General features: G+C 64.2%; 12 protein-coding genes. 4 read left to right on the top strand and 8 right to left on the bottom strand.

The genetic code is table 11. The features are described 5' to 3' along the window. Positions 1–47: 47 nt before the first annotated feature. Together argJ and H6851_16730 are read left to right on the top strand one after the other, a co-directional pair. A complete protein-coding gene (argJ, locus tag H6851_16735) occupies positions 48–1,274 on the top strand; it encodes a bifunctional glutamate N-acetyltransferase/amino-acid acetyltransferase ArgJ (GenBank protein ID MCB9945255.1) in 1,227 nt (408 codons plus the stop codon). After that, entirely contained in the window at positions 1,255–1,680 is a 426-nt protein-coding gene (locus H6851_16730) for a (deoxy)nucleoside triphosphate pyrophosphohydrolase (protein ID MCB9945254.1), read from the top strand. The genes argJ and H6851_16730 overlap by 20 nt, the downstream gene beginning before the upstream one ends. Before the next feature lie 120 nt (positions 1,681–1,800). On the opposite strand, the gene H6851_16725 is transcribed toward H6851_16730, so the two are convergent. The 3 genes from H6851_16725 to H6851_16715 form a co-directional block, all read right to left on the bottom strand. Then, on the bottom strand, positions 1,801–3,237 hold the full coding sequence (locus H6851_16725; GenBank protein MCB9945253.1) for an extracellular solute-binding protein: 1,437 nt from the start codon (positions 3,235–3,237) through the stop codon (positions 1,801–1,803). Between the two features lie 27 nt (positions 3,238–3,264). Continuing rightward, positions 3,265–4,233: a dehydrogenase gene (locus tag H6851_16720; protein ID MCB9945252.1), complete on the bottom strand. Its 969-nt coding sequence runs from the start codon at positions 4,231–4,233 to the stop codon at positions 3,265–3,267. Positions 4,234–4,302: 69 nt separating this feature from the next. Then, complete coding sequence (locus H6851_16715; GenBank protein MCB9945251.1) at positions 4,303–5,163, bottom strand: hpch/hpai aldolase; 861 nt, start codon at positions 5,161–5,163, stop codon at positions 4,303–4,305. Positions 5,164–5,333: 170 nt separating this feature from the next. On the opposite strand from H6851_16715, the gene mobA reads away from it, so the two are divergent. Then, positions 5,334–5,981, top strand: a complete 648-nt coding sequence (gene mobA / locus H6851_16710; protein MCB9945250.1) for a molybdenum cofactor guanylyltransferase MobA — start codon at positions 5,334–5,336, stop codon at positions 5,979–5,981. 29 nt (positions 5,982–6,010) lie between these two features. On the opposite strand, the gene H6851_16705 is transcribed toward mobA, so the two are convergent. From H6851_16705 to H6851_16685, 5 genes are all read right to left on the bottom strand, one after another. Further along, entirely contained in the window at positions 6,011–7,951 is a 1,941-nt protein-coding gene (locus H6851_16705; protein MCB9945249.1) for an acetoacetate--CoA ligase, read from the bottom strand. Positions 7,952–8,282: 331 nt separating this feature from the next. After that, positions 8,283–8,987 (bottom strand): ABC transporter ATP-binding protein, encoded by a 705-nt coding sequence (locus H6851_16700; GenBank protein ID MCB9945248.1) that lies wholly within the window; start codon positions 8,985–8,987, stop codon positions 8,283–8,285. Next, positions 8,980–10,221, bottom strand: coding sequence for a lipoprotein-releasing ABC transporter permease subunit (locus H6851_16695; GenBank protein ID MCB9945247.1), 1,242 nt, complete (start codon positions 10,219–10,221; stop codon positions 8,980–8,982). Before H6851_16695 ends, H6851_16700 begins: the two co-directional genes overlap by 8 nt. Then, a complete protein-coding gene (locus tag H6851_16690; protein MCB9945246.1) occupies positions 10,221–11,510 on the bottom strand; it encodes a proline--tRNA ligase in 1,290 nt (429 codons plus the stop codon). Before H6851_16690 ends, H6851_16695 begins: the two co-directional genes overlap by 1 nt. A gap of 166 nt (positions 11,511–11,676) precedes the next feature. Then, positions 11,677–13,935, bottom strand: coding sequence for a S8 family serine peptidase (locus tag H6851_16685; GenBank protein MCB9945245.1), 2,259 nt, complete (start codon positions 13,933–13,935; stop codon positions 11,677–11,679). Positions 13,936–14,164: 229 nt separating this feature from the next. Here H6851_16685 and H6851_16680 point away from each other — a divergent pair, with 229 nt between their 5' ends. After that, positions 14,165–15,142, top strand: a complete 978-nt coding sequence (locus tag H6851_16680; protein MCB9945244.1) for a VIT1/CCC1 transporter family protein — start codon at positions 14,165–14,167, stop codon at positions 15,140–15,142. Position 15,143: the final 1 nt, after the last annotated feature.

Below are 15,143 nucleotides of genomic sequence, written 5' to 3'. Positions count from 1 at the left end.
GGCTAAGGCACCCGGCGACTGTCTCATCGGCAAGCAGGACAAACACCATGCAGCGATCGCCGCTCGCACCTTCGACCATGGCCGAACCCGTTCCGGTAGCCGGCGTGCGCTTCGCGACGCTCGCGACGGGGCTGCGCTATCGCAATCGCGACGATCTGACACTGCTGGCGCTCGATGAGGGAACCACGGTAGGAGGCGTGTTCACCCGGTCCACCACGGCCGGACATCCGGTCCTCTGGTGCCGGCGGATCCTGCCGCTTGGCCGCGCGCGAGCTGTCATCGTCAATGCCGGCAATGCGAATGTCTTTCGCGGTGCGGAGGGCGATGCCGCAGTCGTCAGGGAGGCCGAGACGGTTGCCGCGGCGATGAATTGTCCGGTCGATGAAGTCTACGTTGCGTCGACGGGTGTCATCGGCGACCGTCTTCCCGTCGAAGGTATCTGCGCGCGGGTACCCGACCTGATCGGCAGTCTTTCCCCGATGGGTCTCGACAAGGCCGCCGCCGCCATCATGACCACTGACACATTTCCCAAATGGGCGGTGGCCAGGGCGCGGATCGGCGGCGTCACCGTGACGATCGCCGGTGTCGCCAAGGGCTCGGGCATGATCGCCCCGGACATGGCGACCATGCTGTCGTTCATTGTCACCGACGCGGTCCTGCCGGCGCCGGTGGTGCAGGAACTCGTCAGCCGCGGCGCTGATCGTTCGTTCAACGCGATCACTGTCGACAGCGACACATCGACATCGGATACCGTTCTCCTCATGGCGACGGGCAAGGCCGGGCATGCCGCCCCCCCATCGGCCGACGATCCCATTCTGGCAGACTTCCGCGAGGCGCTCGAAGGCCTGATGCGGGAACTGGCGCTGATGGTGGTGCGCGATGGCGAGGGAGCGCAAAAGTTCATCACCATCCGTGTCGCCGGGGCGGTTGACGATGCCGCGGCCCGCCGCATCGGGCTTGTCATCGGCAATTCCCCGCTGGTCAAGACGGCCATAGCCGGCGAGGATGCCAATTGGGGGCGCATCATCATGGCCCTGGGCAAGTCGGGTGAAGTCATCGAGAACGGGAAGATCGCGATTGCCTTCGGCGGTCATGCCGTGGCTCGCGATGGCGGGGGACTAGCGGATCTCGATGAAGCCCCGATTGCCCGGCACCTCAAGGGCAGCGAGATCGGGATCGATGTCTCGGTCGGGGATGGCGGCGGCAAGGCCACGGTCTGGACCTGCGATCTGACCCACGGTTACATCGACATCAATGCCGATTACCGCTCCTGAACCCGCACGGCCGCTGAAGCTGGTTGTCGCCTGTGCGTTGGTGGATGGCGATGGCAGGGTGCTGGTGGCGCAGCGTCCGGCGGGCAAGCCCATGGCCGGATTGTGGGAATTCCCGGGCGGCAAGGTCCATCCCGGCGAAACGCCCGAGGAAAGTCTCATTCGGGAACTGGATGAGGAACTGGGAATTTCGACGCACGAAAGCTGTCTTGCTCCCTTGACCTTCGCGTCGCATGTCTATGCCGATTTCCATCTGCTGATGCCACTCTATGTCTGTCGTAAATGGCAGGGAGACGTGGAAGGTCGAGAAGGGCAGAATGTCCGCTGGGTGAGGCCTGTTGTCCTGTATGATCTGCCGATGCCGGAAGCCGACATTCCGCTCATTCCCTTCATTGTCGAACTTCTCTGATCCGGCGGGGTGCGACCGCACCCACCCGGTTCCCCGCTGTTCGACCGGGGTATCCCGCAAGGGAAAGGACCCGTCATCGCGGCCGATGACGGGTCAGGGTGCCGTTGTCGTCGGGGACGATCAGTTGGGATAGGCGTTCGGCTTGGAAGCCCAGTCATTGTAGGCTTCGCGCTGCTTGTCGACGCCGATGCGTTCGGTGATGGCATCCCACTGCGAGGCGACATCGTCGAGGATGGCCTTCGGATCTTCACCGGCCCAGAGTCGTGAAATGCCCTGGCGCAGGGCCTCCTCGTACTTGTCGGTCTGAAGGATCGAGAGATCGAGCAGACCGGTCCTGGCCCCGGCTTCGAGGGCCGCCAGATATTGCGGCGCTTCCGGCCAGCGCGACTTGTATTCCTCGGAAACAAAGTGGGAATTGCGGAACGGGTCGCGCAGGGCATAGGGGAGCTGCACCCGTTCGAGGCTGATGTCCTCGGAATTCAGCCACTGGATGAAGAGGTAGGCGGCTTCCTTGTTGTGCGAGCTGGACGACAGGGCGAGCGAGAAACCTGCTGCCAGTTCCGGGGCGTCGCCGGGAGGAGTGGCGTAGCCGACCTTGCCGGCGATGGTCGATTTCGGCACCCAGGAAAAGGCGTCCTGATCGAGTCCGTAGCCCGCGGCCCACCGGCCATAGGGTGGCCAGGAGATGGTCATGGCGGTATCGCCCGACAGGAATGCCGCGAGGTTCTCGACAAATCCCCAGGTTTCCACGCCGGGCGGCATGCACTTGTTCTCCTCGCGCATTTCGGTGAACGCCTGCACCCCGATATCGCTGTTGACCGTGGCCTTCATCGTGTCGGCGTCGAAGAAGCGCCCGCCCTCGACGCGGAAGCGCTCCTGGAACATGAACTGGGCATAGGGCGGATCGCGGAAGAACGCGGCACCATAGGGTTTGCCGCCGGTACGCTCGGTTATGAAGCAGGAGACGTCGTTGAACGATTTCCAGTCCCGTGGCGGCACCGGCATGTCGTAGCCGAACTTCTCCTTGAACGCCGCCTGCAGGTCGGGATCGCCCAGGATGTCGGTGCGGTAGTAGAAGACGAACACGTCACCGTCGTCGGGGAAGCCGTAGATGGTATCGCCGACCTTCATCTGGTTGTCGCGATAGACCGGGGCGATCTCCTGCAGTTCCTCGCGATAGCCATACTTGTCGACATAGGCATCGAGCGGTTCGAGAGCCCCCGCGCGGGCAAGATCGGGCATCCACGAGGGAATGACGTTGAGCGCGTCATAGGCGCCCGTGCCTGCCCGATGTTCCTGCAGGATCTTGGTGAACATCTCGGCTGTGGGAACTTCGATCACCTTGACATCGATCCCGGTGAGCTCCTTCCACCGCGGGCCGGAGAAGTTGAGCGGGTCGAGCGATTGCAGGCCCGCTTCCCAGACGATGGTGATCTCGGTTCCCGCATATTGCTTGGCCGCCTCGACCGCCCGTTCGGCAGCGGTCTGGGCCATGACCGGCAGCGCGGCAAGCAGTGCCGTCACGGCTGCCGAGGCGCAGACAAGTCTCCTTATCATCCCTGTTCCTCCCTGATGAAGATGATGTCAGCGATAACTTTCCAGCTTTGCAAGGAAAGTCGCATTCTTCGACACTTCCCTGTTGACGATGCCCCTGGGCATTTCGCCACGCGAGACCGCCAGGACGGCTTCGACATCGGCCGCACCGATGCCGGCGAAGCACTGGTCCGTCCAGCACAGGGCATGCGGCGCAAGCAGGACGTTGTCGAGCCGGGTGATCGGCTCGCCGTCGGCGGTCGGTTCAACCTCGAACACGTCAAGGCCGGCACCGGCGATGACGTCGTTCTTCAGCGCATCGTGCAGCGCCTTCTGGTCCACCGTCGGACCGCGCGAGGTGTTGATGAGGTAGGCGGTCGGCTTCATCAGCGCCAGCCTTTCGGCATTGACGATGCCGCGGGTTTCGTCATTGAGCGGGCAACTGACCGACAGGAAGTCGGATTCGCGGAACAGTGTCTCAAGGTTGACCAGTTCGATCCCCAGCTCCCGTGCCACCGCCTTGTCGGCATACGGGTCATAGGCGATATAGCGCATGCCGAGCGGGGCGGCGACGCGGAAAACCTCCGCCCCTATATTGCCGATGCCAAGCTGGCCGAGCGTGCGGCCGATGAGGCCCGTCCCCATGTGTTCGCTGCGTTGCGCCCAGCCGGACGGTCCCTGGCGGACCAGCGTGTCCTTGGTCTTGAGCTTGCCCGCCAGGGCCAGGATGAAGGTGAGGATCGCGATCGCAACCGGCCGGCGCACGCCGTCGGGAGTGGTGCAAAGGACGATGCCATTGTCGGTGCAGGCCCCGACATCGACCGAATCGAACCCGACGCCGAAACGGGCGACGATGGCGAGCCTTCCGCTCTTGGGCACGCTGCCGCGCGAAAAGCGTGGGACCAGCAGGATCAGCGCATCGACATCTTCGAGTGCGGATGCGGGAATGGCGCCATCGACCGCATCGACATACAGCATTTCGATCCGGGGATCGTCCTCCAGTGGAGAAAGATCGAACATCGGGTAGGCCGGGCTGCCGTCAGCCTTCCTGAAATCCCCGCTCAAGGCCACGCGAAATTTCGACAACGTTCAGTTTCCCTTCTTCTTTTTCTTGCCCGAATCGGCTTTCTTCTTCTTGTGCGGAGCATTGACCTTGCCACCTTTCGGTGGCGCCGCCCCCACGCCTTCGCGGATCGCATCCAGGCCCTGGCGCAACGCGGTCTGGTAGAGCCACACATCGCCGCTGTAGCAGATGAAATCCCATCCCCGGCCAGCCAGCTCGATGCCTTCGTCCGTCGAGCCCACCAGCCGGCCCAGAGCCTTGCCGTGATGCTTCCCTGCCTTGTTCACCGCCGCCATCGCGTCGATGAACCGCTTGTTTCCGAACTCGCCCGGAATGCCCATCGAGCAGGACAGGTCGAAATGCCCGACCCAGAGGCAATCGACGCCTTCGAGGGCCGCGATCTTGTCGATATTGTCGATGCCGGCTTGCGTCTCGATGAGCGGTATGAACACCGTTTGATGGTTGCTGTCCTCGAACATGTCGAGCACCTGCCGCATGCGGTAGAGATCGTTGCCCAGTCCGGGCGCCACGCCACGGGCGCCCTTCGGCGTGTATTTCATCGAGCGGATGACGGCTCTGGCTTCGTCCACCGTGCCCAGCATCGGGATGACGATGCCTTCCGCTCCCAGGTCGAGGGCGCGGGCAATGTGGTCATAGGCGTGGCTCGGCACGCGGACCATGGTCGGCAGGTCGGCCGCCTCCATGAAACGCAGGACCCGGGCCAGCGTGTCGTAGCCCATCGCACTGTGTTCCATGTCGACGAAGGCGTAGCCGCAACCCGCCTCCTTGAGCATGTAGCCGATGCCCGGTGTAACGAACTCGCCGACATAGTGACCCAGCTTGAGATCGCGGGATTGCATGAGAGCCTTGAGCTGGCCTCGTGGCATGGTTCAGTTCCTCCCCCTTTGACAGACATGACGTCATGCCGGATATCCCGCCGAATCATTCGTCGCGATATTGACACTCTCCCGTCATGCATAGCGTGATGATAGTAGACGACGCCTGTCAGGAAAGACAAATGGCATATGTCGAAGGGGCATAGCGGGGGAAGGAACCCATGAGTGCGATATCGGGAGAGCGGTGCGGTGCCGGTCACGGGGTTGCCGCGGTGCTGCTCGCCGGCGGCCAGGCGCGGCGCATGGGCGGTGGCGACAAGGGGTTGCTCGAACTGGGCGGCCGACCGCTCATCGCCCACGCCATCGAGCGCATCGCATCGCAGGTCGAGGCGATTGTCCTCAATGCGCATGGCGATCCCGGCCGCTTCGCCGGCTTCGATCTGCCCGTGGTGGCGGACAGCATCGCGGGACATGCCGGCCCGCTCGCGGGCATTCTTGCCGGCATGCACTGGACGCGCGCGCGGCATCCACAGATCCGCTGGATGCTCAGCGTGCCGTCCGATACGCCCTTCCTGCCTCGCGACCTGGTATTGCGTCTGCAGCAGGTCCGCGAAGCCCTCGATGCGCCGCTCGCCTGTGTATCGTCCGCGGGGCGTACCCATCCCGTGGTGGGTCTGTGGGATGTCACCCTCGCCGACGACCTCGAACACGCCATGCGTGACGAGCAGCTTCGCAAGATCGACCTCTGGACGGCCCGCTATCCGCTGGCGATCGCGGAATTTCCCATCGACCCCGTCGACCCGTTCTTCAATGCCAACCGTCCGCAGGACCTTGACGCAGCGAGGGCGATGCTCGCCCGCACCGACTGACGGTCCCGCTTCCGCCCGGCTCCGACCCGTCAGGTGGCAAGCTGCTTCAGGTCACGATAGAGGTCGAGCGCTTCGGGGTTGGCGAGAGCTTCGGTATTCTTGATGGTGCGGCCATGGATGAGGTCGCGCACGGCGATCTCGCTGATCTTGCCCGAGCGGGTGCGCGGGATGTCCGCGACCGCAATGATCCTCGCGGGTACGTGCCTGGGCGTGCAGTTGGTGCGGATACGGCTGCGGATCGATTTTTCGAGCGCCTCGTCGAGCACCGCACCTTCGGCGAGCCTGACGAACAATATGACGCGGACATCGCCTTCCCAGTCCTGGCCGACGCAGATCGCCTCGACGATCTCGGGCATCTGCTCGACCTGCCGGTAGATCTCCGCGGTACCGATGCGGACCCCGCCCGGATTGAGCACGGCATCCGAGCGGCCATGGATGATGACCCCGCCGCTTTCGGTCAGTTCGGCGAAATCCCCATGACACCACACATCGTCAAAACGTTCGAAATAGGCGGCGTGGTAGCGCTTGCCGTCGGGATCGTTCCAGAACATCACCGGCATGCAGGGGAAGGGGCGAGTACAGACCAGTTCGCCCTTCTCGCCGGTGACCGGCTGGCCGTCGTCGTTCCAGATCTGCACGTCAAGCCCCAGCCCGCGCATCTGGATCTCGCCACGGCGGACCGGGCCCGCCGGATTGCCCAGCACGAAGCAGGAGACGATATCGGTTCCGCCCGAGATCGATGCGAGCTGCACATCCGTGCAAACGGCATCGTAGACGTAGTCGAAACTCTCGGGCACCAGCGGCGAGCCGGTGGAAAGAATGGACCTCAGGGACGACAGATCGTGGCTGTCCTTCGGGCGCAGTCCGGCCTTCTTGCAGGCATCGATGTACTTGGCTGATGTTCCAAAGATGGAGACCTTCTCCTGTTCGGCGATGGTCCACAGCACATCGGGTTCCGGGTGGAAGGGCGAGCCGTCGAAGAGCACCAGCGTCTCCTCGCAGGCGAAGCCGCCCACCAGCCAGTTCCACATCATCCATCCGCAGGTGGTGAAATAGAACACGCGGTCACCGGGTTTTGCGTCGCAATGCAGGCGATGCTCCTTGATGTGCTGGATCAGCGTGCCGCCCGCGCCGTGAACGATGGCCTTCGGTTTGCCCGTGGTACCGCTGGAATAGAGGATGTACAGCGGATGGTCGAAGGGAAGCTGGGCAAACTCCAGCGGTGCCGGGTCCTTGCGCTTGTAGGCGCAGTAGAGCACGGCATCGCGGACCGGGCCGACATCCGCCCCCTCGTCGAGGAACGGGACCAGCACGGTGCGCCTGAGCGACGGGAGTTGGCTCGACACGTCACGGACCTTGTCGCGGATGTCGATCTTCTTGCCGGCATAGCGATATCCGTCCACCGAAATCAGGACCTTGGGCTCGATCTGGCCGAAACGGTCGAGCACGCCGCTGACGCCGAAATCGGGCGAGGCCGAGGACCAGACCGCGCCGATGGCCGCACTGGCCAGCATCGCGATGATGGCTTCGGGCATGTTGGGCAGGTAACCCGCGACACGGTCGCCGACATTGACGCCGTCGGCACGGAGTGCGGCGGCAAGGGCCCGCACCTCGCTGTTCAGCCGCTGCCAGCTGATCTCGCGACGTACGCCATCCTCGGTATAGGCGATGATCGCGGGCGAGGTGTCGTTGCGCCGCAGCAGGTTCTGGGCGAAATTCAGTCGCGAGCCGGAAAACCAGCGCGCGCCCGGCATGCGGTCGCCGTCGCGCAGGACCTGGCACGGTTGCGAACTGGCCCGGATCTGGCCCAGTTCCCAGATTTCCTTCCAGAAATCCTGCGGTTCGTCGACGGACCATTGTCGCAGCCGCTCGATGGCATCGTCACCGTCAAATCCGTGTTTGCGAGCCAGGTCCATGATGGCGCTGGCTTCACGCCGGTCTCGATCCGGTTCCCAGAGTACCGCCTGCATTTTCAATCCCCAGTTTGTCTGGCCTGGTCTTGTTCCTGCAAAAACCTTCGCAGGTTGAATTGAACCGTTACCGCCCGACCGGCTTGCCGATCGTGTACGCCTTGATGTTCCACACGATCGCATGGCCCGATTCTGCAGGTCGCGCTCCCACCGTTGACCCGGAATCGGGAAGCCCCGAACTCAACGATCCCGACATCTCATCTTCATCCCCCTGAGGGGATGTTGGATTGGGGTAACTCTCCTCGCGGGTGTTTGCAAAGAATAAAAGGGAATTCGAATTGAACCCCGCCTTGCCCCTTCGCCTCGTTCCGTCATCCCATCTTCATCGGGATCATGCCGGTTGCGGCGGGGACATTCCCGGACCTGTGAGAACGCCTGCCTGCAGGACCAGGGTGCGGTTCATGCGGTCGGCGAGCTCATGATTGTGTGTGGCGATCACCGCTGCTGCGGAGGTTTCACGGCATACCTCCAGCAACAGTTGCATCACCTCCTCGGCGGTGCCCGGATCGAGGTTGCCGGTGGGTTCGTCGGCGAGCAGCACGGCCGGGCGATTGACCAGCGCGCGGGCAATGGCCACCCGCTGCTGTTCGCCTCCCGAAAGCCGGGCCGGGCGGTGGGTCAGGCGGTGGCCGATGCCGAGCCGTTCGAGCAGGGCGGTCGCATCCCTGCGCGCCTCGCTTCGTCCCTTGCCCTGCAGCAGCCGCGGCATCATCACGTTTTCGAGGGCCGTGAAGTCGGGCAGCAGGTGATGGAACTGGTAGACGAAGCCGATGGTATCCCGGCGCAACCCGGTACGGGCGGAATCAGAAAGCCGGCCGCAGGCTTTCCCGCCAATGGTGATTTCGCCCGATGAGGGACGTTCCAGCAGGCCGGCGCAGTGCAGCAGGGTGGACTTGCCCGAGCCCGAGGGGCCGACAAGCGCTGTCGTGCTGCCGGGCATCAGGTCGAGGTCGATGCCCCTGAGGATATCCAGAATCTCGCCGCCCTGGACGAAGGTGCGGCGCAGGCCGGCCAGGCGCAGGACCGGTTCACTCATAGCGCAGCGCTTCCACCGGATCGAGCCGCGCTGCCCGCCAGGCCGGATAGAGGGTGGCGATGAAGGACAGGGCCAGCCCCATGCCGACGACCCGGATCACGTCGTGCGGATTGACCTCGGCCGGCAGCCTGGAAAGGAAGCGGATTTCGGCGGACCACAGCTGGGCGCCGGTCAATCCCTCAAGCCAGAGGCGGATGGTGTCGATGTTCAGCGCGAAGGCCAGTCCGAGCCCGAAGCCGAGGAGCGTGCCGGCGACACCGATCGACGCACCGGACATGAAGAAGATGCGCATGATCGTGCCGCGGGTGGCACCCATGGTCCGCAGGATGGCGATGTCGCGCCCCTTGCTCTTCACCAGCATGGTGATACCGGTGATGATGTTGAATGCGGCAACGAGGATGATGAGCGTGAGGATGAGGAACATCACGTTGCGCTCGACCTCTAGCGCGTTGAAGAACTGCGAATTGAGGTCCTGCCAGGTGACGATGCGCGCCTTGCTCGCCAGTCGACGGCGGAACTCGGCGACGTAATTGCCGACATTCTCCGGATCGTCGACGATGATCTCGATGGCGGTTACACGGTCGCCGAGCTGGAAATAGGTCTGGGCGTCGGACAGCGAGGTGTAGATGAAACCATTGTCATATTCGAACATTCCCACCTCGAAGATGGCCGCCACCTTGAATGCCTTGATCCGCGGGATGGTGCCGAAGGCGGTGACCGCACCCTTGGGCGAGATCAGGCTGATGGCGGAACCGACGGCGAGACCCATGCGGTTGGCCATGCGGGTGCCGATGGCCACCGTGTCGGGCTCCTCCAGTCCGGCCAGGTCGCCATGGCGGACATTGTCGGCAAATACGGCACGCCGCTGGAGATCGGCCGGTTCCACACCCCGTACCAGCGCGCCCGAGGCGACGCCATTGGCGCTGGCCATGACCTGGCCTTCGACATAGGGCATCATGTCGACGATGCCGGGTGCTCCCTCCAGGTCGGCCATGATGACAGCCGGATCGGACAGTCCCTCGGGGCCGGCGATGGCCGTGGCATGACCGTTCACGCCGAGCACCCGGCCGAGCAGTTCGGAGCGAAAGCCGTTCATCACGGCCAGCACGACGATGAGCGTGCCGACTCCCAGCGTGATGCCCAGCAATGCGAACCCGGCGATGACGGAGACGAAACCTTCGCCGCGGGTCGGGCGCAGGTAGCGCCAGGCGATCATGCGCTCGACGAGGCGCATCAGCCCGCGAGCCGGTCCATGAAGGCGTCGATATCCATCTCGGCGGGCTCCATGCTGCCGTCGCGGCGCTTGACTTCAAGGGTGCCGCTTTTGGCTCCTCGCGGCCCGACCGCGACCTGCCAGGGCAGGCCGATCAGTTCCATCGTGGCGAATTTCGCTCCGGCACGTTCTTCCCGGTCATCATAAAGGACCTCGATGCCGGCCTGCTGCAGGCGCTGGTACAGCGTCTCGCACAGGCCGTCGCAGGCTTCGTCGCCGCTGCGCAAATTGACGATGCCGACGCGGAACGGGGCGACGCTTTCCGGCCAGATGATGCCCTTGTCGTCATGTCCCGCCTCGATCAGGGCGCCCACGAGCCGCGACACGCCGATGCCGTAGGACCCCATGTGCACGTCGATCTCCTTGCCGTCGGCACTGGTGACCGTGGCACCCATGGGGGCGGAGTATTTTGTTCCGAAGTAGAAGATATGCCCCACTTCGATACCGCGTCCTGTGCGCAATTCTATCCCATCGGGGACATTTGCCGGGTTGTGTTCTTCGTCGGCTGCGGCATAGAGGCCCTTGAGACGGGCCACGTCGAGCTCGTCGGCGGTAAAGTCGATCTGCTCGAAGGCGCTGTCGTAGAACACCTCGCTCTCGCCGGTGGAGGCGAGGATCTGGAATTCGTGGCTCAGGTCGCCGCCGATGGGACCGGTGGCCGCCCGCATCGGCACGGCCGTGAGGCCCATGCGCCGGAAGGCCCGCAGATAGGCGACGAACATGGTGTTGTAGGCCCGCTCAGCTCCCTCGCGGTCGAGGTCGAAGGAATAGGCATCCTTCATGAGAAATTCTCGGCCGCGCATGATTCCGAAACGGGGCCGGATCTCGTCGCGGAACTTCCACTGGATATGGTAGAGGTTCAAGGGCAGCTGGCGGTAGCTCTTCACATGCCGGCGGAAGATGTCGGTGACATTCTCCTCGTTGGTGGGGCCGTAGAGCATCTCGCGCTCGTGGCGGTCGGTGATGCGCAGCATCTCCTTGCCATAGGCATCGTAGCGTCCGCTTTCCCGCCAGAGCTCGGCCGACTGGATCGTCGGCATGAGGATGGGAATGGCACCGGCACGCTGCATCTCCTCGTGCACGATGGCCTCGATCTTGCGCAGCACGTTGTAGCCGAGCGGCAGCCAGTTGTAGATGCCCGCCTGGAGCTGCTGGATCATGCCCGCGCGCAGCATCAGCTGGTGGCTGACGATCTCAGCCTCGCCGGGCGTTTCCTTGAGGACGGGAAGGAAGTAACGAGAAAGCCGCATCGTCCGCACCGCTGTTCGCCAAAGACGCGCCGGGTCATGACATGGATCGCCGCAAGGTGCAATCCGAACCGGCACTCGCCGGGCGCAGAATGCCGGTTCGGCAGGAAGCCTGCGGTCCCCAGGCGTCCGGCCGCCATTCCCTGGCGACCGGCACGGAGGCGGGGAATCACCAGCGCATGTTCAGGCGCACCCCTGCAACCGCCTCGTCGTCCGCCCCGGCAATGTGGTCCGGCTGGTGCCGCAGCAGCAGGAACGAGGTCAGGGCCGCATCCTCGCCAACGGGGCGCTCGTAGACGAATTCGGCACGCAGCTCGCGGCCGGTCGGCGACAGCGTCGCCCGATCGGTGCGGTAGGCCAGCGAACCGTCGCTGTTCTGGGCGACCGGCATGGTCACGTCGACGGAACCGCCCTCGACCCGCAGCGGCTGTCCGAAGATGAAGCCGAACCGGTCATCCTCCATGGCAATGCCGGTGCGGCTGGCGTGCAGGGCGAAGGCGGAACTGGTCACCGTCGACCAGTCGGAGAGCCGCGGATCGCTCCCGCTCATGCGCGTCATGCCCAGCGTGACGTCCGCACCGAAGATCCAGCCTGCCGCCTCGCCGCTGGCGCTGAACCCGAGGAACTGGCTGGTGGCTCCGCTGCCGAAGCCGGCAAAGGCGCCGTCGCCGCTGCTGCCGAGCCCGCCCCCTTCCTCGATGAGCAGGCTGTGGGTCAGGTTCAGGCCATCCGCAAGTTCGAGCCGGCCCTGCATGGCGAGGCCCGGTCCACGCTCGTCGCCGTCGGACTGGTGCAGGGCGAAGGCGAGGCGTTTGCCGCTGACCTTGAGGCTGCGCCCGCTTTCGGTGAGCCCGGCCACCGGCTCGACCATGTCGCCGGCAGCGGCGAACAGCCCGCTCTGTCCGGACGAGGGCAGCAACCTCTGCGAAGGCGACAGGTTGAGTCCCGCCTCGATGCGGCCGACAACGGTATCATCGCTGGTCCACGAAAGGCTGACATCGTGCTGTTCCGCCCGGCGCTCGCCCAGATAGGCTTCGTGCCCGGTACCGTCCGGCCTGTCGGCAGCCTGCAGGTTGAATGCTCCGCCGCCGAGCATGCCGCCCACCTTGCGGATTTCCTCTTCGCGGCCGGCAAGACGCTGTTCGAGAAAGCCGGTGAACCGCGCGCGGTCGATCCGATGCGACAGGTTGGCGGCGAAACCGCGGCCGAAACCGTCCAGTGCGATGGCCCGGTTCAGCGAAAGGGTGGACGCCAGCGCATCGCCGAAGGCGTGTCCGAGACTGAGCTGGGTGTTCTCGATCAGGGTCCGGCTACCGTCCCCGGCGGCCAGCGACAGCTTGCCCACCGGCTGCAGCGCCGCCGCCAGGTCGAGCAGGCCGCGGCCATAGGTGAGGTCTGTGCCCGGTTCGCCGAGATCGCGTGCCGTCGTCAGGATGATGTCGATGAGCTGGTCGGGGTCGAGATGGGAGTATTTCGACTTGAGCGCGGCGACGGCGCCGGACACGAAGGGAGCCGCAAACGAGGTGCCGCTCGCGATGACCCACTCGCCATTGGCGTTGACCGTGGGCACGCCTTCGCCCGGAGCGACGATGAAGTAGGCCGCTTCGTTCATGTTCGAGGGACGCGCGGAAAAGTCCGACAGCTTCAGGTCGGCGTCGATCGATCCGACCGCGAGGACGCGCCCGTTCCCGATTTCGCCGGTGGCGTAGGCGGCAGGAAAGCTGAACGAATCGCCGTCATTGCCCGCGGAGGTGACGATGACACTCTGGCCGACATGGGAAGCGTAACGAACCGCATCCCCGATTTCGGGAAAATCCGAACCGCCGATGCTCAGGTTGATGGCCGTGCTGCCGATGTCGGACGCGTAGCGTATGGCCGTGGCGACGTCTTCGGGGGCATAGTGCGGGGCATATCGGCCGTCATCGGCATCGAGCGACAGCAGCAGCGCTTCCGGCGCGACGCCGACGAAGTTCCTGCCGTCGCGGGCCGCCGAAATGATGCTGGCAATGGCGCTCGCGTGATCGTTGCCGTCGCGCCCGGCCGAAGGATCGTCCTCATGGAACGCGGTGATGCGGCCGTTCACGATATCCGCGCTGGCAGGGTGGATGCGGCCGGTGAAATCGATGCCGTTGGCGGTCGACCGCGTGACGCCTCCGTCGACCAGGGCCACGGTGGTGTTCTGACCGCGCGCACCCTGCAGATAGGCTGTCGTTCCGCCGATGAGCGTATAGGCGCGACTGCGGTACAGTTCCAGGCTGTAGGGCGATGCGGTCGTGTTGCCGGTTGCCGGGCCGTTGTAGAAATCCGGTTTCGAAGGCGGTTGCGCCGGAGTCGAACCGGGCGAACCTCCACCCGATCCACCGCCGCAGGCTGAAAGGCTGAAGGTTGCAACCATCATGGAACCGGTTGCGAGAAGTATTTTCTTCATCGATTTTATTTTCCGGATTTGACTTGAGTTCTGTTGATGAAAGATTAGGAAATATGTTTTTCTGTGTGATGGTTAACGAAAATTTATCGTATTACCGGATGATCAGGTATTACCATTCCACTCTTGTATCTGGTCCGACGGTGTGGACGGCACCGCGACAACCCCTGCCTTGCAAGTTTCGTTCGGGTCGTTACATGGTTGCCCTGGAACCCAGGCAGAGCGGCGGCACATGAATTTTGGCTTTTCCGGCAGAAAGCGGTTTTCCGACCTTGGCGAACAGGAGATCCTTGCCCTGGCCATCAGCGGCGAGGAGGATGACGCGCGCATCTATCTGACCTTCGCGGCCCGGCTCGAAGGGGATTTCCCGAACTCCGCGGGGTTGTTCCGCAGCATGGCGGCGGAAGAGGAAACCCATCGCCAGAAACTGATCGAGCGACACAAGGCCCGGTTCGGCGATACCATTCCGCTCATCCGCCGGGAGCATGTGGCCGGATTCTACAGCCGCAAGCCGGTCTGGCTTGCCGCCCAGCTTTCGCCGGCGAAGATGCGCGACGAGGCCGTGGCCATGGAGACGCAGGCACGCGAGTTCTATCTTCGCTCGGCCTCCAAGGCTCAGGACGCCGATACCCGCAAGCTGCTGGGCGAGCTTGCCCAGGCCGAGCAGCATCACGCCTCGCAGTGGCGGACGTTCGAGGAGGAGACGCTCACACCGGAGGTGCGCAGCGAGGAGGACCGGGCCGCTCACAGGGAGTTCGTGCTGACATGGGTGCAGCCGGGGCTCGCCGGGTTGATGGACGGATCGGTTTCCACCCTTGCGCCGATCTTTGCCGCGGCGTTTGCGACCGGCGACACCTTCCAGACCTTTCTTGTGGGTCTTGCCGCATCGATCGGTGCCGGCATCTCGATGGGCTTCACCGAGGCCGCGAGCGACGACGGCGTGCTTTCGGGCCGCGGTTCTCCGGTCAAGCGCGGTTTCGCCTCCGGCATCATGACCGCCATCGGCGGTCTCGGCCACGCGCTGCCCTATCTCATTCCCGACTTCAATACGGCCACGACGATCGCCGTCGTCGTCGTCTTCATCGAACTCTGGGTCATTGCCTGGATCCAGAAACGCTACATGGACACGCCGTTCTTCCGGGCAGCCATCCAGGTGGTGCTGGGCGGGGCACTGGTGTTCGCCGCCGGTATCCTCATCGGCAGCGCCTGAG

The sequence above is a fragment of the Geminicoccaceae bacterium genome (assembly GCA_020638465.1).
In the GTDB taxonomy this organism is placed as follows: Bacteria; Pseudomonadota; Alphaproteobacteria; order Geminicoccales; family Geminicoccaceae; genus JAGREO01.
This window is presented reverse-complemented; position numbering and strand designations above follow the sequence as displayed.

Bases quoted from the DNA above. Each gene is read 5' to 3' on its own strand.
- argJ (MCB9945255.1), top strand. From the start codon at position 48: ATGCAGCGATCGCCGCTCGCACCTTCGACCATGGCCGAACCCGTTCCG.
- H6851_16730 (MCB9945254.1), top strand. From the start codon at position 1,255: ATGCCGATTACCGCTCCTGAACCCGCACGGCCGCTGAAGCTGGTTGTC.
- H6851_16725 (MCB9945253.1), bottom strand. From the start codon at position 3,237: ATGATAAGGAGACTTGTCTGCGCCTCGGCAGCCGTGACGGCACTGCTT.
- H6851_16720 (MCB9945252.1), bottom strand. From the start codon at position 4,233: ATGTTCGATCTTTCTCCACTGGAGGACGATCCCCGGATCGAAATGCTG.
- H6851_16715 (MCB9945251.1), bottom strand. From the start codon at position 5,163: ATGCCACGAGGCCAGCTCAAGGCTCTCATGCAATCCCGCGATCTCAAG.
- mobA (MCB9945250.1), top strand. From the start codon at position 5,334: ATGAGTGCGATATCGGGAGAGCGGTGCGGTGCCGGTCACGGGGTTGCC.
- H6851_16705 (MCB9945249.1), bottom strand. From the start codon at position 7,951: ATGCAGGCGGTACTCTGGGAACCGGATCGAGACCGGCGTGAAGCCAGC.
- H6851_16700 (MCB9945248.1), bottom strand. From the start codon at position 8,987: ATGAGTGAACCGGTCCTGCGCCTGGCCGGCCTGCGCCGCACCTTCGTC.
- H6851_16695 (MCB9945247.1), bottom strand. From the start codon at position 10,221: ATGCGCCTCGTCGAGCGCATGATCGCCTGGCGCTACCTGCGCCCGACC.
- H6851_16690 (MCB9945246.1), bottom strand. From the start codon at position 11,510: ATGCGGCTTTCTCGTTACTTCCTTCCCGTCCTCAAGGAAACGCCCGGC.
- H6851_16685 (MCB9945245.1), bottom strand. From the start codon at position 13,935: ATGAAGAAAATACTTCTCGCAACCGGTTCCATGATGGTTGCAACCTTC.
- H6851_16680 (MCB9945244.1), top strand. From the start codon at position 14,165: ATGAATTTTGGCTTTTCCGGCAGAAAGCGGTTTTCCGACCTTGGCGAA.